The 19,142-nt window shown below is 69.2% G+C and carries 22 protein-coding genes and 1 tRNA gene; 11 read left to right on the forward strand and 12 right to left on the reverse strand.

From position 1 onward, the window contains the following. Positions 1-18: 18 nt before the first annotated feature. Together ACSQ14_RS11030 and ACSQ14_RS11035 are read left to right on the forward strand one after the other, a co-directional pair. On the forward strand, positions 19-354 hold the full coding sequence (locus tag ACSQ14_RS11030; RefSeq protein WP_436012611.1) for an ArsR/SmtB family transcription factor: 336 nt from the start codon (positions 19-21) through the stop codon (positions 352-354). Continuing rightward, positions 351-875, forward strand: coding sequence for an SRPBCC family protein (locus ACSQ14_RS11035; protein ID WP_436012613.1), 525 nt, complete (start codon positions 351-353; stop codon positions 873-875). Before ACSQ14_RS11030 ends, ACSQ14_RS11035 begins: the two co-directional genes overlap by 4 nt. 168 nt (positions 876-1,043) lie before the next feature. On the opposite strand, the gene ACSQ14_RS11040 is transcribed toward ACSQ14_RS11035, so the two are convergent. Beyond that, the gene (locus ACSQ14_RS11040; RefSeq protein ID WP_436012615.1) at positions 1,044-2,141 is read right to left on the reverse strand and encodes a methyl-accepting chemotaxis protein; all 1,098 of its coding nucleotides are present in this window, start codon (positions 2,139-2,141) and stop codon (positions 1,044-1,046) included. A gap of 216 nt (positions 2,142-2,357) precedes the next feature. On the opposite strand from ACSQ14_RS11040, the gene ACSQ14_RS11045 reads away from it, so the two are divergent. Continuing rightward, positions 2,358-3,086 carry an NYN domain-containing protein gene (locus ACSQ14_RS11045; protein ID WP_436012617.1) on the forward strand — a complete coding sequence of 243 codons (729 nt, stop codon included), beginning with the start codon at positions 2,358-2,360 and terminating at the stop codon, positions 3,084-3,086. On the opposite strand, the gene folD is transcribed toward ACSQ14_RS11045, so the two are convergent. After that, complete coding sequence (gene folD / locus ACSQ14_RS11050) at positions 3,083-3,988, reverse strand: bifunctional methylenetetrahydrofolate dehydrogenase/methenyltetrahydrofolate cyclohydrolase FolD (RefSeq protein WP_436012619.1); 906 nt, start codon at positions 3,986-3,988, stop codon at positions 3,083-3,085. The genes ACSQ14_RS11045 and folD overlap by 4 nt on opposite strands. Positions 3,989-4,064: 76 nt before the next feature. Between folD and ACSQ14_RS11055 the strand changes: the two genes are divergently transcribed. After that, positions 4,065-4,481, forward strand: coding sequence for a low affinity iron permease family protein (locus ACSQ14_RS11055; RefSeq protein WP_436012621.1), 417 nt, complete (start codon positions 4,065-4,067; stop codon positions 4,479-4,481). Here the strand turns inward: ACSQ14_RS11055 and ACSQ14_RS11060 are convergent. Genes ACSQ14_RS11060 through ACSQ14_RS11070 form a run of 3 tightly spaced genes read right to left on the reverse strand, consistent with a single transcriptional unit; the run spans position 4,470 to position 6,587 of the window. Next, complete coding sequence (locus ACSQ14_RS11060; protein ID WP_436012623.1) at positions 4,470-4,952, reverse strand: NUDIX domain-containing protein; 483 nt, start codon at positions 4,950-4,952, stop codon at positions 4,470-4,472. The two genes, ACSQ14_RS11055 and ACSQ14_RS11060, sit on opposite strands and share 12 nt — an antisense overlap. Beyond that, entirely contained in the window at positions 4,952-5,959 is a 1,008-nt protein-coding gene (locus tag ACSQ14_RS11065; RefSeq protein WP_436012625.1) for a S1/P1 Nuclease, read from the reverse strand. Before ACSQ14_RS11065 ends, ACSQ14_RS11060 begins: the two co-directional genes overlap by 1 nt. 43 nt (positions 5,960-6,002) lie before the next feature. Continuing rightward, complete coding sequence (locus tag ACSQ14_RS11070) at positions 6,003-6,587, reverse strand: glutathione S-transferase family protein (RefSeq protein WP_436012627.1); 585 nt, start codon at positions 6,585-6,587, stop codon at positions 6,003-6,005. A gap of 181 nt (positions 6,588-6,768) precedes the next feature. Between ACSQ14_RS11070 and ACSQ14_RS11075 the strand changes: the two genes are divergently transcribed. Next, positions 6,769-7,248, forward strand: coding sequence for a 3D domain-containing protein (locus ACSQ14_RS11075; RefSeq protein ID WP_436012629.1), 480 nt, complete (start codon positions 6,769-6,771; stop codon positions 7,246-7,248). A 31-nt stretch (positions 7,249-7,279) separates the two neighbouring features. Continuing rightward, the gene (locus ACSQ14_RS11080; RefSeq protein ID WP_436012631.1) at positions 7,280-7,813 is read left to right on the forward strand and encodes an AAA family ATPase; all 534 of its coding nucleotides are present in this window, start codon (positions 7,280-7,282) and stop codon (positions 7,811-7,813) included. A gap of 97 nt (positions 7,814-7,910) precedes the next feature. Here ACSQ14_RS11080 and ACSQ14_RS11085 read toward each other — a convergent pair whose 3' ends face one another. Genes ACSQ14_RS11085 through cobA form a run of 6 tightly spaced genes read right to left on the reverse strand, consistent with a single transcriptional unit; the run spans position 7,911 to position 12,835 of the window. Continuing rightward, positions 7,911-8,729 carry a ferredoxin--NADP reductase gene (locus ACSQ14_RS11085; RefSeq protein WP_436012633.1) on the reverse strand — a complete coding sequence of 273 codons (819 nt, stop codon included), beginning with the start codon at positions 8,727-8,729 and terminating at the stop codon, positions 7,911-7,913. Positions 8,730-8,755: 26 nt separating this feature from the next. Beyond that, positions 8,756-9,496: a phosphoadenylyl-sulfate reductase gene (locus ACSQ14_RS11090; RefSeq protein WP_436012635.1), complete on the reverse strand. Its 741-nt coding sequence runs from the start codon at positions 9,494-9,496 to the stop codon at positions 8,756-8,758. Positions 9,497-9,498: 2 nt separating this feature from the next. Next, positions 9,499-9,999: a DUF934 domain-containing protein gene (locus ACSQ14_RS11095; protein WP_436012637.1), complete on the reverse strand. Its 501-nt coding sequence runs from the start codon at positions 9,997-9,999 to the stop codon at positions 9,499-9,501. Further along, on the reverse strand, positions 9,983-11,638 hold the full coding sequence (locus tag ACSQ14_RS11100; protein ID WP_436012639.1) for a nitrite/sulfite reductase: 1,656 nt from the start codon (positions 11,636-11,638) through the stop codon (positions 9,983-9,985). Before ACSQ14_RS11100 ends, ACSQ14_RS11095 begins: the two co-directional genes overlap by 17 nt. Positions 11,639-11,642: 4 nt before the next feature. Continuing rightward, on the reverse strand, positions 11,643-12,002 hold the full coding sequence (locus ACSQ14_RS11105) for a DUF2849 domain-containing protein (protein WP_436012641.1): 360 nt from the start codon (positions 12,000-12,002) through the stop codon (positions 11,643-11,645). After that, the gene (gene cobA, locus ACSQ14_RS11110) at positions 11,999-12,835 is read right to left on the reverse strand and encodes a uroporphyrinogen-III C-methyltransferase (RefSeq protein ID WP_436012643.1); all 837 of its coding nucleotides are present in this window, start codon (positions 12,833-12,835) and stop codon (positions 11,999-12,001) included. Before cobA ends, ACSQ14_RS11105 begins: the two co-directional genes overlap by 4 nt. A gap of 173 nt (positions 12,836-13,008) precedes the next feature. Between cobA and gcvA the strand changes: the two genes are divergently transcribed. Together gcvA and ACSQ14_RS11120 are read left to right on the forward strand one after the other, a co-directional pair. Continuing rightward, a complete protein-coding gene (gene gcvA, locus ACSQ14_RS11115; RefSeq protein WP_436012645.1) occupies positions 13,009-13,965 on the forward strand; it encodes a transcriptional regulator GcvA in 957 nt (318 codons plus the stop codon). A gap of 48 nt (positions 13,966-14,013) precedes the next feature. After that, entirely contained in the window at positions 14,014-14,340 is a 327-nt protein-coding gene (locus ACSQ14_RS11120; RefSeq protein ID WP_436012647.1) for a chorismate mutase, read from the forward strand. Here the strand turns inward: ACSQ14_RS11120 and ACSQ14_RS11125 are convergent. Continuing rightward, complete coding sequence (locus ACSQ14_RS11125) at positions 14,337-14,645, reverse strand: Hpt domain-containing protein (protein ID WP_436012649.1); 309 nt, start codon at positions 14,643-14,645, stop codon at positions 14,337-14,339. The genes ACSQ14_RS11120 and ACSQ14_RS11125 overlap by 4 nt on opposite strands. Before the next feature lie 109 nt (positions 14,646-14,754). On the opposite strand from ACSQ14_RS11125, the gene ACSQ14_RS11130 reads away from it, so the two are divergent. From ACSQ14_RS11130 to rbbA, 3 genes are all read left to right on the forward strand, one after another. Further along, positions 14,755-14,830: transfer RNA gene (locus ACSQ14_RS11130), tRNA-Lys, on the forward strand. A 387-nt stretch (positions 14,831-15,217) separates the two neighbouring features. Continuing rightward, a complete protein-coding gene (locus ACSQ14_RS11135; protein WP_436012651.1) occupies positions 15,218-16,324 on the forward strand; it encodes an HlyD family secretion protein in 1,107 nt (368 codons plus the stop codon). Further along, complete coding sequence (rbbA, locus tag ACSQ14_RS11140; protein WP_436012653.1) at positions 16,324-19,140, forward strand: ribosome-associated ATPase/putative transporter RbbA; 2,817 nt, start codon at positions 16,324-16,326, stop codon at positions 19,138-19,140. The genes ACSQ14_RS11135 and rbbA overlap by 1 nt, the downstream gene beginning before the upstream one ends. Positions 19,141-19,142 lie beyond the last annotated feature (2 nt).

Raw genomic sequence — 19,142 nt, forward strand, 5'->3', positions numbered from 1 at the left:
GTGACTATATTAAACCTTATGGTTGAAGAATATTCCGAGCAGCTGGACGCCGTGTTCCAGGCGCTGGCCGACAGCACCCGCCGCGGCATGCTGCGCGCCCTGGCCGGCGGCGAGCGCACGATCGGCGAGCTCGCCGCGCCCTACGAGATGTCGTTCGCCGGCGCGTCGAAGCACGTGAAGGCGCTGGAGCGCGCCGGCCTCGTGCGCCGGCGCGTGCAGGGCCGCCATCACCTTTGCTCGCTCGACGCCGCCGGACTGGCCGAGGCCGACCGCTGGCTGAGCTTCTATTCCCACTTCTGGCGCGACCGTCTGGACGCCCTGGAGTTCGCCCTCACCGAAGGAGACACCCCATGAACGACTACGCCGAGGTCGTCGCGCCGCGCACGGTGCGCCTGCAGCGGACGCTGAATGCGCCGATCGGCAAGGTCTGGTCCTATCTGACCGAGTCCGAGCTGCGGCGTCGCTGGTTCGCCGGCGGGCCGCTGGAGCCGAAGGTCGGCGGCGCCCTTACCCTTACGTTCCACAACTCCGAGCTCTCCACCGCTCCGTTGCCCGAACGCTTCGCGCAGTTCGAGGGCATGGTCGAGCACAGCACCCTCACCCGGTTCGAACCGCCGCATGTGCTGGGCTTCTACTTCGGCGGCGAGGGCGCCGAGCTCGTCTTCGAACTGCAGGCCGACGGCGAACGGACCCTGCTGACATTGACCCACCACAACCTCGCCAGCCGCGCCGCGATGGTCGACGTCTCCGGCGGCTGGCACGCCCACGTCGGCCTGCTGCAGGACCTGCTCGCCGGCCACGCGCCGCGCGAGTTCTGGGCCGAGGTGCACGCCGCCGAGGCCGAATACCAGCGCCGCATCCCCGAGGACGCGTGATCGCCGCACCGGCCGTCATCCCCGCCGAAGGGTCGAAGAGCCGGGACCCAGGCCGGGCGCACCGACCCTGGGTCCCGGATCGGCCCTGCGGGCCGTCCGGGATGACGGCGAGGATTTCCAATCGGCCTGCGCCGATCGGCGCCTCGGAGCGGAGTTCGAGGCCGCGCGCTAGGCGGCAGAGCGCGACGCCGGTTCAGCCGACGCGACGCTCGCCAGGCCGGCGCCTGCGTCCGCCATCTGCTGGACGCAGCCGTACCAGCCCATGCCGGCGTAGGTTTCGTAGCCGGGGGTGAGCGCGTAGCCGATGGTCAGGCCGCGGTCGGTGTAGCAGCCGGTTGGGCCGGCCGAGACGTCGATGGCCACCGTTTCGCTCAGCACCCCGCGCCCGTCCGAGGCCGCCAGCACGCGGTGGGCCTGGTCGAGGATCAGCACCCGCGAGCGCGCCCGCTCGCCGTCGGTCAGCCGCACCCCGTCGACCACGGCCTGCGCCTGCGGCCGCCAGTCGAAGTGGATGCCGAGCACGCCGATCGCTTCGCCGTTGGCGTCGCCGCCGGTGCGGATCGCGGTCGCGTAGGTGGCGACCGGCGAATGGTCGAGGGCGGGCTCCTGCTGGATGTCGCAGGCGGCGAACTCCATGCCCGAGGCGGTGCGCATCGCCTGCTGGAACCAGGCCGCGCCGGCGACCGAGGCGTGGGCGGCCCTCGGGTAGCGCTGCGGCCGCCCGGTCGCCACCACCCGGCCCGCCGCGTCGCAGATCCACAGGTCCAGATAGACCGTGTAGGCGTCGAGGATCACCCCCAGCCGCTTGCTGGCGTGGCGGGCCTTTTCCGCCGAGGGCTCGACCAGGCAGTCCACCACGGCCGGATCGGTGGCCCACCAGCGCACGTCGCAGGTCCGTTCGTAGAGGTTGCGGTCGACGATCTCGATGGCGTTGAGCGCCAGGTCGATCAGGCGCTGGCCGTGCAGGTGCTCGAGAATCCCGCCGCCGACCGCGGTCAGCTCCCGCAGGTCCGCGCCGACCTCGCTCTCCAGCGACGCGGCGATGACGTCGATCTCGTCGGAGATCTTCTTGAACTCCTCGGCGACGACCGCGAAGCCCTTGCCGGCGTCGCCGGCGCGGGCGGCGACGATCAGCGCGTTCATCGACAACATCTTGGCCATGCGGTTGACGGTGGCGATCTCGCCAATGCGCTGCCCGGCCACGGCGCTGAGCCGTTCGGACAGCTCAAGTATCCGCTCAGGACGAAGGTCACCTTCGGGATTCACCACAGTCATCCCCACGACCAGTTCTAGACAGAAAAGGTCGTAAGCGATTCGCTCGTTTAACAACCAGCGACTTTATACAAGTTGATTATTTAACGGGCGCCGCGAGTATTTTGCCAAAAAATACAGCGGACCTTTTCGCGCAAAAAGCCCCCGCCCCCGCGGCGCGGCGCGCTATCCTGGCGCATGGCTATAGAACCGCGCGCCCCCCGCCTCGCCGTGCTGATCGACGCCGACAACGCCTCGGCCCGCATCGCCCCCGGCCTGTTCGAAGAAATCGCCAAGATCGGCGAAGCCAGCGTGCGGCGGATCTACGGCGACTTTTCCGGCACGCGCCTGAAAAGCTGGGCCGACATCCTGGCGATGCACGCGATCATTCCACATCAGAATTTCGCCAATACGACAGGCAAGAACGCCTCGGACATCGCCCTCGTCATCGACGCCATGGACCTGCTGCACAGCGGACGGTTCGACGGCTTTTGCCTGGTTTCTTCCGACAGCGACTTCACGCGGCTCGCCGCCCGCCTCCGGGAGGAGGGCGTAGACGTCTATGGGTTCGGCGAACAGAAGACGCCGGAGAGCTTCCGCCAGGCGTGCCGCCGGTTCATCTACACCGAGAACCTGCTCCCGGAGGCCGCGGCGCCCGACCGGCCGACTTCGGCCGGCTCTCCCCCAGCCCCCGCCCTGAAGCCGCCTAGCGCTGCTAGACGCCTGATCCGCACCGCTATCGGCCAACTGGATGACGAGGAGGGCTGGGTGGCGCTCGGCGGGGTTGGCCAACGCCTAGCCGTCCTGGCGTCCGATTTCGACCCGCGCACCTACGGACAAGCGAAGCTCGTCGACCTCGTCGAACGGGCGGGCGGCTTCGAAGTTCGCCGCAAGGTCGGGGGCGGAGTCGACATCCGCAACAAGCCCACAACGCCTCGGCAGAACGCCAGCCCGGCTTAGTCGAGCCCGGCCAGCCGCCGGGCCGCGATCACGGTGTTCTGCAGCAGCACCGCCACGGTCATCAGGCCGACGCCACCCGGCACCGGGGTGACCGCGCCGGCCACCTGCATGGCTTCCTTGAAATGGACGTCGCCGACCACCTTGGTGCGGCCGGCGGCGGCCTTCTCCGGATCGTCGAACGGCACCCGGTTGATGCCGACGTCGATCACCGTCGCGCCCGGCTTGATCCAGTCGCCGCGGATCATCCGCGGCCGGCCGACCGCGGCGACCAGGATGTCGGCCTCGCGGCAGACCGCGGGCAGGTCCTTGGTGCGGGAGTGGGCGATGGTGACGGTGCAGTCGGCCTGCAGCAGCAGTTGGGCGATCGGCCGACCGACCAGCACCGAGCGGCCGACGACGACCGCACGCTTGCCGGTCAGGTCGCCGAGCGTCTCACGCAGCAGGATCATGCTGCCCATCGGGGTGCACGGATAGAGGCCCGGCAGGCCGCTCGCCAGCCGGCCGGCGTTGACCACGTGCAGGCCGTCGACGTCCTTGTCCGGGCTAATCGCCGCGATCACCGACTTCTCGTCCAGGTGCTTCGGCAGCGGCAGTTGCACCAGGATGCCGTGGATCAGCGGGTCGGCGTTCAGGTCGGCCACCAGCTTCAGGACCTCGCCCTGGTCGGCGTCAGCCGGCAGCCGATGCGTCACCGAATGCATGCCGGCGGCCAGCGAGTGCTCGCCCTTCGACTTGACGTAGATCTGGCTCGCCGCGTCCTCGCCGACCAGCACCACGGCCAGGCCCGGCTGGACCCCATGATCGTGGCGCAGCGCCGCCACCTCTTCGGCGACCTGGGCGCGCAAGCGCTCGGCGTAGACCTTGCCGTCGATCAGCTTTGCGGTGGGGGCGAGCTCAGCCATGGGGCCTCCGGAACAGGCCTCCGCAGTAGCCGTTCAAGTGGGTCGACGCAAACCCGTGAAAGGCTGAACTGGTCTCATGATTTCGCCCAGCGAGGCGTTTGCGCGGATCGCCAGTGCGGTCTCGCGCTGGACTGGCCGCCCCCTCACCTTCCTCGCCTGCTGCCTGGTGGTCGTGGTCTGGGCCCTCAGCGGCCCGGTGTTCGGCTACTCCGACACCTGGCAGCTGGTGATCAACACCGGCACCACCATCGTCACCTTCCTGATGGTGTTCCTGATCCAGAACACCCAGAACCGCGACAACGCCGCTCTGCAGGCCAAGCTGGACGAGCTGATCCGCGTCTCCAAGGCGAAGAACAGTTTCATCGGCATCGAACACCTGTCGGACAAGGAGCTCGAGCGGATCCTGGCGGAATGCGAGCAGTACCGGCCGCACGTCTTCGAGCGCGCCCGGGTCCGCGCCCGCTCGGGCGCGAAGACCGGCTCAACCGCCTGACGCCGCCAGGCTCCAGGGGGCCGTCCGCCGCAGCCAGGCGGCCACCGCCCAGGCGTGGGATTCCCGATCCAGGGCGCGGATCGCCTCCAGCGGCTCCAGCCAGACCAGGTCGTGGTCGTCCTCGACCTTCAGCTCAGGCGCCTCGGCCTCCAGCCGGGCGGTGAAGAACGAACCGCGGGTGTTGTTCGACCGGCCCTCGTCATTGACGAAGTAGTGGTCGGCCCGAACGAAGGGCTCGCCCGCGACCGTCACCCGCAAACCCGCCTCCTCGCCGCATTCGCGCGCCGCCGCCGCCGCCGGGCTCTCGTCGGGATCGAGCCCGCCGCCGGGCAGGTCGAGCTTCGGCCCGCCGCGCCGCCAGGCCACCCGCACGCAGGCGATGCGGCCGTCCTGCTCGAGCAGGACGAAGGCCGCCGGACGGTCGGGATAGTCGCGGCCGTCCTCGCGGTGGCCGAACTGCGGAACGCTCATCAGTCCATCCCATAGAGCGACGGATAGGGATCCACCCGGCCGGCGACGACGTCCGCGGGCTTCACCGGCTTCCACCCCACCGGGTGGTCGGCGCTGGCGACCCAGGCTTCGACGATCAGGTCGCGCAGCTCCGAAGCCCCGCGCGCCAGCTGATCGCGGGCGAAGGCCGGGCCGCGCGGGTCGCCCCGTCGCAGGCCGCCGGCCTTCTCCAGTTCGTAGAACGGAATGACCAGCCGCTGGGTCCCGGCCAGATAATCGACCGTGCGCCGCTCGATGGCGCAGCGGCACAGGCGCATGGGCGCAACCCGCGCCGCCACCGCCTCGGGCCGCACCGTCGCGCGCACCAGTGCGCCCTCGAACAGCGAGTGCACCTTGGCCGTGGTGTAGCCTGCCGGGTTGGGCAGATCGCCCCAGCCGTTGAAATGCAGGGTGACGTGCAGCGGCTGGGCGCCGTCGCCGACGAAGTGCGACAGCTCGCCGATGTCGCGCAGGATCTGCGCCTCGCGCCGCTGGCGGTCGGCGGCGAACCAGGCGCGGTTGGCGGCCCAGGCCGGATTGGCCTCGGCGGCCGTCAGCACCCGCCAGTAGGCGAAGTCGTGCCGCAGCTGCTGCCAGCGGTCGACGATCGCATAGGGCAGATAGCCGGCCTCCCAGCTCTCCTGGCCGGCGGCGCGCAGCGCCGTCTCATAGGCCGCCCGGGTCGGCGGCAGGGCGTCGAGCCGAGGTCCGCCGAGCACGGTCCCGTCGTCCGACACGTCGACGAAATGGGCCGGATCGCGGTCCTCGTCGTGAATCTCGCCGGCGTCCTTGCCGCGGTCGGGTTCGCGCGACAGCTCGCCGACGTCGGCCGCCGCCCGCGGCGTGCGCAGAAAGCCGGGCGCGTCGGCCGGCAGCGCGCGCATCGCCGCCAGCCCGACCGTCCGGTGGCCGGTCGCGCCCCACGCCAGGGCCTGGGCCGGCGCGGCGGCCAGGACGACGACGAGCGAAAAAGCGGCAAGGCGGCGCACGGCGCTCACCTACCGCGCCGACGGCGGCTGCGGGAGGCCAGCCTCACCCGATGCCCAGGGCGGCCTCCACGCGAGCGATCCAGGCCCGCACCCGCGGCAGCGGCGCGAGGTCGAAGCCGCCCTCTCCCGCCACCCGCGTGTAGGCCACCAGCGCCACGTCGGCGAGGCTGAGCGCCTGGCCGACCAGGAACGGCGAGTCGGCGAGCCCCGCCTCCAGCCGCTGCAGCGCCTGAACTCCCCGTTCGACGATTCGCGGCTCCAGCGATTCGACCGGCTTTTCGAGGTAGCGCACCTGGAAGCGGGCCACGGCGATGTAGGGCTCGTGGCTGTACTGCTCCCAGAACATCCACTCGAGCATCCGCGCCCGCTCGTAGGCGTCGGCGGGAATCAGCGGCGAGCCTTCCGCCAGGTGCAGGAGGATGGCGTTGGACTGCGCGAGCGGCCGACCGTCGGCCAAAAGCAGCAGCGGAACCTGGCCCGCAGGGTTCATCGCCAGGAACGCCGGCGTGCGCGTTTCGCCGGTCAGCACACCGGTCTCGATCCAGCGATAGGCTAGCCCCAGGTGATCCGAGATCCATTTGACCTTCAGACAGTTACCCGAGATCGAGTCCCCGTAGATCGTGAGCACCGTGAGTCCTCCAGCCGCGCCTGTTAACATGCACATCTTTAGGACAGCCCACGGGTAACCAGCAGTCAATCATTGGGACTTATCTAAGGCGCAGCATCATTCCGCCGCACCCGGGTTGCCCCTGCCGCGCGTCGTGGCTAGACTCATGGCTGACCAGTTCAACGACGAAGGAGACGCCGTCATGCGACGCCGCCTCGCCGCCCTGGCCGTGTTTTCGGCTCTCGCGCTAACAACGAACGCCCAGGCCGCGTCTCCCGATCCTGTCGGCGACATGATCATGTCCGTGGTCACCGGCTCGATGCCCGGCGCGCCGGGCTGGAACGTGAAGGCGACCCTCTACCATGCGGGGGCCAAAGGCGTGGGCAACCTCGACGCCCTTGGCTGCAAGGTGGTCGCCATGCGCACCGCCGCGGTCGACCGTCGACTGATTCCCAAGGGATCGATCCTGTTCATCCGCGAAACGGTGGGCCTGAAGATGCCCGACGGCTCGCAGCATGACGGCTACTGGTACGCCTCCGACACCGGCGGCGCGATCAAGGGCCGGCGAATCGACCTGTTCACCGGCTTCAACGCCGCCTCGATGAACCCGATCAAGGCGCTGAACCTGGCCACCCTGAGCGCCGTCAAGGTCGGCGAATTCAAGGGCTGTCCGCCGCGCTGATCCCCGGCCGCGCCGAATGCGTGGCTCCTGAATGCTCGACAAACCGAACTTCTTCGTCCTGACCGGCGGCCCTGGCGTCGGCAAGACGGCGCTGCTGCACGCCCTGCGTTCGCAGGGCGAATTCTGCGTTGAGGAAAGCGCCCGCGCCGTCATTCGCGAACAGTTGGAGACCGGCGGCCGCGCCGTGCCCTGGATCGATCCCGAGGCCTTCGCCGAGACGACCGCGCGACGCGACATCGCCCAGTTCGACAGCCTGGCGGACGAGACCGGCCGCGTCTTCTTCGACCGCGGGATCCTCGACAGCTATCGCGCCAACGGCGTCGCCCCCAGCCCGCTGCTGATCGCGGCGCTGCGCACCCGCCGCTACAATCGCCGCGTCTTCGTCGCCCCGCCCTGGCGCGAGATCTACCAGACCGACGCCGAACGACGACAGGACTGGGCGGAGGCGGAAGCCACCTTCGGGCGGATTCTGAGCAACCTGGACGAGCTCGGCTACGAGGCGGTGGTGCTGCCGAAGACGAGCGTCGAGGCGCGGGTGACGTTCGTGCTGACGGCCGCCGCCTAACTTCCTCCCCCGCTGCGCGGGGGAGGTAAAGCCCGTACATAACAAAAGGCGCGCCGGGCTGCCCCAGCGCGCCTCTGAGCTTCAGATCGGAACCCGATCAGGTCTCGACGAAGGCCTTCTCCAGCACGAAGTCGCCGGGGTTGGCGATCGAGCCTTCCTGGAAGCCGCGGTCGATCAGCAGCTGCTTCAGGTCGGCCAGCACCGAGGGGCCGCCGCACATCATCAGCCGGTCGGTCGCCGGGTCGAGCGGCGGGACGCCAAGGTCCTCGAAGATCTTGCCGGAGGCGATCAGGTCGGTGATCCGGCCCTGGGTCTTGAACGGCTCGCGGGTGACCGTCGGGTAGTAGGTGAGCTTGTCGCCGATGAGTTCGCCGAGGATCTCGTCGGACTTCAGCTCTTCCTCGAACAGCTCGCGGTAGTTCAGGTCGCCGACTTCGCGCACGGTGTGGGTGACGATCACCTCGTCGAAGCGCTCGTAGGTCTCCGGATCGCGCGCCAGCGACAGCCAGGGGGCCAGTCCCGTGCCGGTGCCGAGCATGTACAGCCGCTTGCCGGGCTTCAGGCCGTCCATCACCAGGGTGCCGGTCGGCTTGCGGCCGATCAGCACCTGGTCGCCGACCTGGATCTTCTGCAGCCGAGAGGTCAGCGGGCCGTCCTGCACCTTGATCGAGTAGAACTCGAGCTCGTCGTGCCAGGCCGGGCTGGCGATCGAATAGGCGCGCACCAGCGGGCGGCCCTCTTCTGTCATCAGGCCGACCATGACGAACTGGCCGCTGGAGAACCGCAGCCCCGGGTCACGGGTGGTGCGGAACGAGAACAGCGACGGGGTCCAGTGCTGCACCCAGGTGACGGTCTCGACGTAGAAGGCGCCGCTCGCCTTCAGCGCGGGCTTGGCCGCAGCAGACATGTCGTTCATTTCGTATCCGGCTTTCTCGTAACGGCTCAGATGTCGCCGCCCGGGTTCGCGACAGCGCCCGGGGCACGGGCGACATGTATGCCGCATTCGGTTTTTTGCGAGCCCAGCCAGCGGCCGGCGCGCACATCCTGGCCCTCTTCGACCGGATGGGTGCACGGCCAGCAGCCGATCGACGGGAAGCCCGCCTCGACCAGCGGATGGGCCGGCAGCTTCTGCTCGGCGGCGTAGGCGTCGAGGTCCGCCTTGGTCCAGTTGGCCAGCGGATTGAACTTCACCTTGCCATCGGACTGCTCGACCACCGGCAACGACATCCGCGCCCCGCCGTGGAAGCGCTTGCGCCCGGTGATCCAGCCCTCGAAATCTTCGAGCGCCAGATCCAGCGGCACCACCTTGCGCAGGTTGCAGCAGGCGTCGGTGTCGGTCTGCCAGAGCTTGGCGTCCGGATCCTCGGTCGCCAGGTCCTGGTAGTGCGGGCGCAGGTCGCGCACGTCCTTCAGGCCGAGATGCGCGGCCAGACCTTTGCGGTAGTCCAGCGTCTGGCCGAACAGCATGCCGGTGTCGAGAAACAGCACCGGGATGTTCGGATCGACCTTCGACGCCAGGTCGAGCAGCACCGCCGATTCCGAGCCGAACGAGGAGACCAGCGCCAGCCGGTCGCCGAACGTCTCGAGGGCGGCCTCGATCACCGTCCGCGGATGGGCGTGCCGCAGCTCCGCGTCGAGGCGGGCGACCAGGTTGGGAGCCCGCTCAGCCGTGTCGAACGCCATGTTCACCTCCCGCGCTCAGCGAAGGCCGGTTCGCGCGCGTCAGCGGCGCGCTGATAGACGTAGCGGAAGCGCTGGGCGACGTGCGCCCACTGGTCCGGCGTCGAGCCGTCGGCCGGCTCGAACGCGTCGATCCCGCAGCGGACCATGAAGCCGGCCTGCTCGCGCAGCACGTCGCCGACGGCGCGGACCTCGCCCTTGAAGCCGAAGCGCTCGCGCAGCACCCGGGCGTTGGAGTACTGGCGGCCGTCGCGGAACTTCGGATAGGCCAGCGCCACCACCGCCAGACGCGGCAGGTCGTAGGCCAGCGCCTCGGCCTCCTCGTTCGGCTCGAGCCGCACGCCGACCGACCGGCCTTCGCCGAGCAGCCGCTCGCCGTCCGCCTGGAAGCGGGTCAGCGAGATGATCACGTCGCCCTGCGGCAGGTCCTGATCGTCGGCGACATGGGTGAAGGCGTCGTTGGCCAGCACCATGGCCTCGCCCTGCAGCTTAATCAGCGTCGGCATAGACAGCCTCCTTGAAGGGCGCGACGCCCGTGCGCCGGAAGGTGTCGAGGAAGCGTTCCCCGTCCTTCCTCTCCTTGAGGTAGACCTCGACCATCTGCTCGACCGCCTCGGCGACCTTGGCCGCCGGCAGTGCCGGGCCGAGCATCTGGCCGAGCGCGGCGTTGTCTTCGGGCGTGCCCCCCAGGGTGACCTGGTAGAACTCCTCGCCCTTCTTATCGACGCCGAGGATGCCGATGTGGCCGACGTGGTGGTGGCCGCAGGCGTTGATGCAGCCGGAGATCTTGATGTTCAAATCGCCGATCGCCTCGGCCCGGTCGGGATCGGCGAAGCGCTCGGCGATGTGCTGAGCGATCGGGATCGCGCGGGCGTTGGCCAGGGCGCAGTAGTCCAGCCCCGGGCAGGCGATGATGTCGGTGATCAGGTCGATGTTCGGCGTCGCCAGGCCGGCCGCGGCCAGCTCGCGCCAGACCGTCGGCACGTCGTCCAGCTTCACGTGCGGCAGCAGCAGGTTCTGCTGGTAGGTCACGCGGACCTCATCCTGCGAGTAGCGCTGCGCCAGATCGGCCACCAGCTCCATCTGCTCGGAGCTCATGTCCCCCGGCGTCAGGCCCGGCACCTTCAGCGACACGTCGACCAGGGCGTAGCCCGGCTGCTTGTGCGGGTGCACGTTGCGGCGGACGAAGCGGGCGAAGGCCGGATCGGCCGCCTTGGCGGCCTCCAGCGCTTCGGAGCGCGCCGCCAGGGTCTCAAACGCCGGCGTGAAGTCGCCGCGGATCCGCGCGAGCTCGGTGTCCGGCACGTCGATGCGCGACGGCTCGGTCTTGGCCCACTCTTCCTCGACCTGACGCGCGAACTCCTCGGCGCCCAGCGAGGCGACCAGGATCTTGATCCGCGCCTTGAAGATGTTGTCGCGCCGTCCGTGGCGATTATAGACCCGGAGGATCGCCTCCATGTACGACAGCAGGTGGCGGGTCGGCAGGAACTCGCGGATCGTCGAGCTCAGGTGCGGCGAGCGCCCCAGGCCGCCGCCGACCATCACCTCAAAGCCCAGCTCGCCGCCGCGGCCGCGCCGCAGGTGCAGGCCGATGTCGTAGACCTTGGCCGCCGTCCGGTCCTTGGCCGCCGCGGTCACGGCGATCTTGAACTTGCGCGGCAGGTAGCTGAACTCCGGGTGCAGCGTCGACCACTGGCGGATCACCTCGGCCCAGACGCGGCTGTCGTCGAGCTCGTCGGCGGTCGCGCCGGCGTAGGGATCGGCGGTGACGTTGCGGATGCAGTTCCCGGAGGTCTGCATCGCGTGCATCCCGACCTCGGCTAGGTGGTCGAGGATCTCCGGCGCGTCCTTCAGCTTGATCCAGTGCAGCTGAAGATTGGTGCGCGTCGTGAAGTGGCCGTAGCCCTTGTCGTAGGTCGTGGCGATGTAGGCCAGCTTGCGCAGCTTCTGGGAGTCGAGCGTCCCATAGGGGATCGCGATCCGCAGCATGTAGGCGTGCAGCTGCAGGTACAGGCCGTTCATCAGCCGGATCGGCTTGAACTGGTCCTCGGTGATCTCGCCGGCCAGCCGGCGGTTCACCTGCTCGCGAAACTCCGCGGCGCGGTCGGCCACGAATTGCTTGTCGATGGCGTCGTAGCGGTACATGCGATTACTTCCGCTTGATCAGGTTGACGCGTCCGCTGGAGCGGGCCGCGCCTTCGGCGTGGACCAGGGCCTCGATGTCGGCCCCGCCTTCCGCCTGTTTGCCGTGATGGGGATGGTTGGTCGGCCCCAGACAGCGGATCCGTTCGCGATAGCTGAGCGGCGCCCAGATCGCGCCCGACTGGATGACGTCGATCAGATAGGGATCGACCACCACCGTCTGCTGCGATTTCGCCGACGCCTCTGCGCCTTCGGCCTCGTCGGCCGCCTCGAACAGCTCGGCCTCGACGAACCGCTCGACCCAGCGGCCCTTGTTCCAGAAGACAGTCTCGCCGTCCGCGAGCCGGTTCGCCGTCAGCGCCCTCATGCCCGAGCCTCCTTGAGAAGATTTTCGATCGCCGCTTGGCCGTCGCCGGCTTGCGCCAGCGCCATCGCCTCGCCCACGATCAGCAGGGCCGGCCCTTTAAGCGCGCTTGCGGCTTCGGCCAAGCCCGCAAGCGTGGTCTTCAGCCGACGCTCGTCGGCGCGCGAGGCGTTCTCGACGATCAACGCCGGCGTCGTCCCGGCCCGTCCCGCGGCCATCAGACGCGCCGCGATCGGCGCGGCCATCGACAGGCCCATGTAGACCACCACCGTCTGGTTGGGCCGCGCGAGCGCGTCCCAGTCGAGATCCGGTTCGCCGCCCTTGGCCGCGTGGCCGGTGACGAAGGTGACCGCCTGGGCCGCCCCGCGATGGGTCAGAGGCGCGCCGGCCGCAGCGCCCGCGGCCAGCGCCGCCGTCACGCCCGGCACCACGTGGCAGGCGATCCCGGCTGCGCGCACAGCCTCCAGCTCTTCGCCGCCGCGGCCGAACATGAACGGGTCGCCGCCCTTCAGCCGCACCACGTTCAGGCCGTCCTGGGCGAAGGCCACCAGCATCCGGTTGATCTCGTCCTGGCTGTAGGAGTGGCGCGACTTGCGCTTGGCCACCGAGATCCGCCGCGCGTTCGCCGACGCCAGGTCGAGGATCTCGTCCGAGACCAGGCCGTCATGGACCACCACCTCGGCGGCCTGCAGCGCCTTCAGCGCCTTCAGCGTCAGCAGTTCCGGATCGCCCGGACCGGCGCCCACCAACCAGACCGCGCCCGTCTGGCGGGCAGGCGTTCCGCCGAGGGCCACAAGCCCCCGTCGCGCCTTCGACCTGTCGTCGTGGTGACCCATGAATTAAGCTTCTCTAATACCGTAGGCTCTGAATCAGCACGGGACGGATTGCGGCCCGCCCCGTCGTCGGTGCGTCGACGAAAAGCGCTGAGACATCGCCGGACGCTTGCAAATAGTGCGTTACAAGGCCACTTCGCAAGCCAAGGAACTCTGCCCGAGGCGCCAGGAAAACTATGGAACGATCGCACGAGCGACGCAGGTTGCCGCCGCTCAACGCACTCCGCGCCTTCGAGGCCGCCGCCCGGCATCTGAATTTCAGCCGTGCGGCCGACGAGCTTTCGGTGACCCCGGGCGCGGTCAGCCAGCAGATCCAGAACCTGGAAGATTATGTCGGCGCGGCGTTATTCAAGCGCACGCCGAAGGGCCTGCTGCTCACTGACGCAGCCCAGACCGCCCTGCCCGCCCTGCGCGAGGCCTTCGACCGGCTGGCCGAGGCGGCCAGCCTGCTGACCGCCGCGGTCGACGGCCGGCGCCTGACCCTGACCGCCCCGCCCTCGTTCGCCGCCAAGTGGCTGGTGCCGCGGCTGGGCGCCTTCGAGCAGGCGCACCCGCAGGTCGACATCTGGCTGTCGGCCGGCATCGAGCTGGTCGACCTAACCGCCGGCGAGGTCGACGTGGCGATCCGCTACGGCTCCGGCCGCTACCCCGGGCTGGAGGTGCGGCGGCTGATGAGCGAGACGGTGATCCCGGTGATCAGCCCCGAGCTGATCAAAGACCAGCCGCTCGACACGCCGGAAGACCTGAAGAACCACGTGCTGCTGCACGACGGCTCGCCGGACCTCGACGACAGCTGCCCCGACTGGTCGATGTGGCTGGCCGCCCGCGGCCTGCGCGGCGTCGAGGGGATGCGCGGCCCGCGGTTCAACCAGTCCAGCCTGGTGATCGAGGCCGCCGCCAACGGCCGCGGCGTGGCGCTGGCCAAGCTCACCCTGGCCCAGGCCGACCTCGACGCCGGCCGGCTGATCGCGCCTTTGCAGATCGCCACGGCGGTGGACTTCGCCTATTACCTCGTCCATCCGAAAGCCAAGGGCCGGCTGCCGCAGGTCAAGGCCTTCATCAGCTGGATCGAAGCCGAAGCCGAAGCGCACGAGGCGGCGCTGCGGGCCATCGACAACGGCGCCGGCATCTGACGAGACCGCCCCAGTAAGACCGCCAAAGCCCACGAGACCGAGTACGCAATGAGCCTGAAGATCGACGAGCGCTGCGCCCCGGCGGACTGCGCCACCATGGCCGACGTCCGCCAGGGCGTCGACGCGCTGGACCGGGCGCTGGTGACCCTGCTCGCCGAACGCCAGCGCTACATGGACGCCGCCGCGCGCATCAAGTCCGACCGCGACGCGGTGCTCGACCGGGCGCGGATCGAGGACGTGGTCGCCAAGGTCACGGCGGCGGCGCGCGAGGCCGGCCTGTCCGAAGCGATCGCCGAGCCGGTCTGGCGCACCCTGGTCGACCGCTGCATCGCCTACGAATTCGACCGCTGGGACGAGATCCGCGCCAAGGGCTAGGCCGCCCGCGCGGCCTCATAGGCCGCGATGTCCGCCAGCGCCGCCGCCAGCGCGGCCCGCACCGCCGCGAGGTCTCCCGCCGCGGCGACCTCCGCCGCATGGCACGCGTCGCCCAGCGCATTGGCGCCGATGCCGCGCGCCGCGCCCTTCACCGTATGCACCACCGCCCGCCAGTCGGGATTCGCGGAATCGAGTCCCGCCGACCAGGTCGCGGCCTGCTTTCGGAACAGCCCGACCACTTCGATCGCGATCGAAATATCCCCACCGAGGAAGCCCTCGAGGTAGCTAAAGTCCACAGAACTCACGACTTTTTCGCCCCCGAAACTTGCTTCACCACAACGCTTGCCAACGCGGCGTTTTCGGCTATTTTCCGCGCCTCGCCGCTGACCCACGGAAGTGGGCCGGAGCCGGGACGGGTGTATAGCTCAGTTGGTAGAGCAGCTGACTCTTAATCAGCGGGTCGTAGGTTCGAATCCTACTACACCCACCACTTTCTCCGCAAAATCAGTGATTTAGCGCCACAATCCAGTGGCGCGATCACGACTGCGTGGATGTGTCCGCTAAAGCGCGCGAACCTTCAAGCCTGACGGCCCCAGGGCTCTTCCACCGGGCCACCAGCAATCGCCTTGATCGACGAGTTGATACCGCCGCGGCGGCCCTCGCCGACAGCGCGCAACTCGCATCCGCAGATGCCCTCAGCCGGCGGCGCGGGAGCCCCTGACAAGCAAGGCAAATCGCACCCCGGCCTCGGGTCTTCCGGCGGAACGGCGTCGCGCCTCGGGATTACACCTGATTTCCGGCGCCAGGGTCGAAGCCTAGCCTTCGCCATCACGACGGATGAGAACAAACGTCGCAACATGAGAGCGGGTGCGCGGTCATGGCTGAGGCAGTCGCAGGCAACACCAAGCCGCCAACCGCCGCCGGGGCCGACAAGGGAAAGTCGACGGCCACGACATCCCGGAAGTCGAGGAAGATGATCTTCCTGTTCCTTGGCGTCGCGGCGGTCGGAGCCGGCGTCGCGGCTTGGCTGGTCTTGCGAAAGCCCGCCCTTCCGGCCGGATTTGCTGGCGGAAATGGTCGACTGGAGGCGACGCAGATCTACGTCTCCACCAAATACCCCGGCCGGATCGCCGAAGTCCTGGTCAACGAAGGCGCCACCATCGAGCCCGGCCAGATCGTCGCGCGGATGGACACCTCCGCGCTGCAGGCGCAGTTGCGGGAAGCGGAGGCGCAGATCCGTTCGTCGCAGGACGCGCGCAACGCCGCCCTCGCCCAGGTCGCGGTGAAGCAGGCCGATTTCAACTACGCCAACAAGCAGGACGCCCGGTCGCGGGAGCTGGTGCCGCGCGGCGCCGTCAGCCAGCAAGAAGCCGAGATCGACCACGCCGCCAGCCTCTCGGCGAAGGCGCAGCTCGCCGGGGCCCAGGCGCAAGCCGTACAGAGCGTCTCGCAGATCGACGCCGCCCGCGCGACGGCCGATCGTTTGCGTGCTGAGATCGCCGACAGCGTCCTGCGCGCCCCGATGCGCGCCCGCGTCGAGCGGCGCCTGGGCGAGCCCGGCGAGGTGTTGGGCGCCGGCGGGCGGGTGTTCTCCGTCAACGACCTGAGCGACGTCTACATGTACGTCTATCTGCCCGAGAAGGTGACCGGGAAGATCCCGCTCGGCTCCGAGGCGCGCATCGTGCTCGACGCCGCGCCTGAGTACCCGATCCGCGCCGTCGTCTCCTACGTCTCGCCGATGGCCCAGTTCACGCCGAAGACGGTGGAGACGGCCGAGGAACGGCACAACCTGACCTTCCGGGTGAAGCTGCAGATCCCCAAGGAGCGGTTGCGGGAGTTCGAGCCGCTGGTGAAGACCGGCCTGCCGGGCATGGGCTACGTGCGCTGGGACACCAGCAAGGATTGGCCTGAGCGGCTGCAGCCCAAAGCGACCGTTCCGAAGAACCTCTGGCAACCGACAGGGTCGTCCACGGGAGCCAACTGATGGACATCCGCATCAGCGGAGACGACCAGGCCCCGTTGGCCGACGACGGGGTCGGTGACTGGGTCGTGCGCGTCCAGGGCGTCAGCCAGAGCTACGGCAAGGCCATCGCGCTGGACGACGTGTCGCTGGACGTCCCGTCGCGGAAGATGATCGGCCTGATCGGCCCCGACGGGGTCGGCAAGTCGACGCTGCTGGGGATGCTGGCCGGGGTGCGGAAGATCCAGCAGGGCGACGTCGAGGTGCTCGGCGGCGATATCGCCGACGCCCGGTTCCGCAACGCGGTCTCCTCGCGGATCGCCTATCTGCCGCAGGGCCTCGGCAAGAACCTTTACCCCACCCTCTCGATCTTCGAGAACGTCGACTTCTTCGGCCGGCTGTTCGGCCAGTCGCGCGAGGAGCGCGAATGGCGGATCGACGACCTGCTGAAGAGCACCGACCTGGAGCCGTTCCGCGGCCGCCCGGCCGGCAAGCTGTCGGGCGGCATGAAGCAGAAGCTCGGCCTCTGCTGCTCGCTGATCCATGACCCCGACCTGCTGATCCTCGACGAGCCGACGACCGGGGTCGACCCGCTGGCGCGGCGGCAGTTCTGGGAGCTGATCGACCGGATCCGCGAGCGCCGGCCGCAGATGAGCGTGCTGGTCGCGACCGCCTACATGGACGAGGCCCAGGGCTTCGACTGGCTGGTGGCGATGAACGCCGGCAAGATCCTGGCCACCGGCACCCCGCGCGAGATGCTGGACAGCGTCGGCGCGCCCAACCTGGAAGCCGCCTTCATCAAGCTGCTGCCCGAGGAGGCGCGACGCGGCCACCGGGAGCCGCAGATCACCCCCTTCCAGCCGAGCGGCGGCCCGCCGGCGATCGAGGCGCACGGGCTGACCCAGCGGTTCGGCGCCTTCACCGCCGTCGACCACGTCAACTTCCGCATCGAGCGCGGCGAGATCTTCGGCTTCCTCGGCTCCAACGGCTGCGGCAAGACCACGACGATGAAGATGCTGACCGGCCTGCTGCCGCCCACCGAGGGCACGGCGCTGCTGTTCGGCGAACCGGTCAAGGGCGGCGACGTCGAGTCCCGCCGCAACGTCGGCTTCATGTCCCAGGCCTTCTCGCTCTACACCGAGCTAACCGTGCGGCAGAATATGATGCTGCACGCCCATCTGTTCGACCTGCCGCCGGCGGAGGGGCGCGCGCGGGTCGACGACCTGCTGCGCGACTTCCAGTTGGAGGGGGTCGCCGACACCCTCGCCGAAAGCCTGCCGCTGGGCATCCGCCAACGGCTGTCGCTGGCGGTCGCGGTGCTGCACGAGCCGGGCGTGCTGATCCTCGACGAGCCGACCTCCGGCGTCGACCCGGTCGCGCGCGACGGCTTCTGGGAGCTGCTGATCCGCCTCTCGCGCGAGAACGGCGTGACGATCTTCCTGTCGACCCACTTCATGAACGAGGCCGAGCGCTGCGACCGCATGTCGATGATGCACGCCGGCAAGGTGCTCGCGCAGGGCCCGCCGGCGGAGCTAGTCAAGGAGCGCGGCGCGGAGAACCTCGAGCAGGCCTTCATCGGCTATCTGGAGGACGCCGCCGCCGCGGCCAAGGCCGCCCAGGGCCTCCCGCCAAAAGATGTCGCCGCGGCCGAAGCCGCCGCCGAGCCCGAGCCGGCGTTCGAGCCGCCGCCGACGAGCCACGCGGCCGGGCCCAGCCGCTTCAGCCCGGCCCGCATCTGGGCGTTCGCCCGCCGCGAGGCGATCGAGCTGCGGCATGACACCGTGCGGCTGGCCTTCGCCGTGCTCGGGCCGCTGCTGCTGATGATCGTGTTCGGCTACGGCATCTCGCTGGACGTGAACCACCTGACCTACGGGGTGCTGGATTTCGACCAGAGCCAGTCCAGCCAGCGCTACGCCGACGCCTACCGAGGATCCTGGTACTTCGACGAGAAGAGACCGGTCACCAGCTATGCGGATCTCGACCGACGCCTGCGCGACGGCGAGCTGCGCTTCGTGATCGAGATCCCCTCGGGGTTCGAAGCGGATCTGAGCCGCGGCCGACAGCCGACGATCCTGGCCCATATCGACGCCGCCCAGCCGTTCCGCGCCGAGACCGCGCGGACCTACATCGAAAAGGCGACCAGCGATTTCGAGGCCCAGTATCGGCAGGACAAGGGGCTGCCGGCGCGGGAGCAGCCGATCATCTTCAACGCCCGGGCGCTCTACAACCAGTCGTTCGACAGCATCTACGCCATGGTGCCGGGCGACATCATGCTGCTGCTGATGCTGATCCCCAGCATGCTGACCGCGCTCAGCGTCGTGCGTGAGAAGGAGCTTGGCTCGATCGCCAACTTCTACGCCGCTCCGGCCACCAAGGCCGAGTTCCTGCTGGGCAAACAGCTGCCCTATGTCGTGATCGCCCTCATCCAGTTCGTGACGCTGGTGCTGCTGGCGGTGTTCCTGTTCCAGGTGCCGATCAAGGGCAGCATCCTGACCCTGGTCGTGGGCGGCGTGCTCTACGTGCTGGCGACCACCGGCTTCGGCCTGCTGCTCTCGGTGTTCGCCGCGACACAGACCGCGGCGATCTTCGCCGCCGCCATCATCACCATCCTGCCGGCGGTGCAGTTCTCCGGGATGTTCGTGCCGGTCTCCTCGCTCACCGGGGCGGCGGCGTTCATCGGCAAGATCTTCCCGAGCACCTACTTCCAGGCGATCAGCGTCGGGACCTTCACCAAGGCGCTCGGACTGCCGACCCTGTGGCCCAGCCTCGTGGCGCTGGCGGTGATCGCGGCGGTGTACTTCGCCCTTTCCGTCCTCCTCCTGCCCAAGCAGGAGAAATGACC

The sequence above is a fragment of the Phenylobacterium sp. LjRoot219 genome (genome assembly GCF_964252995.1).
GTDB lineage: Bacteria > Pseudomonadota > Alphaproteobacteria > Caulobacterales > Caulobacteraceae > Phenylobacterium.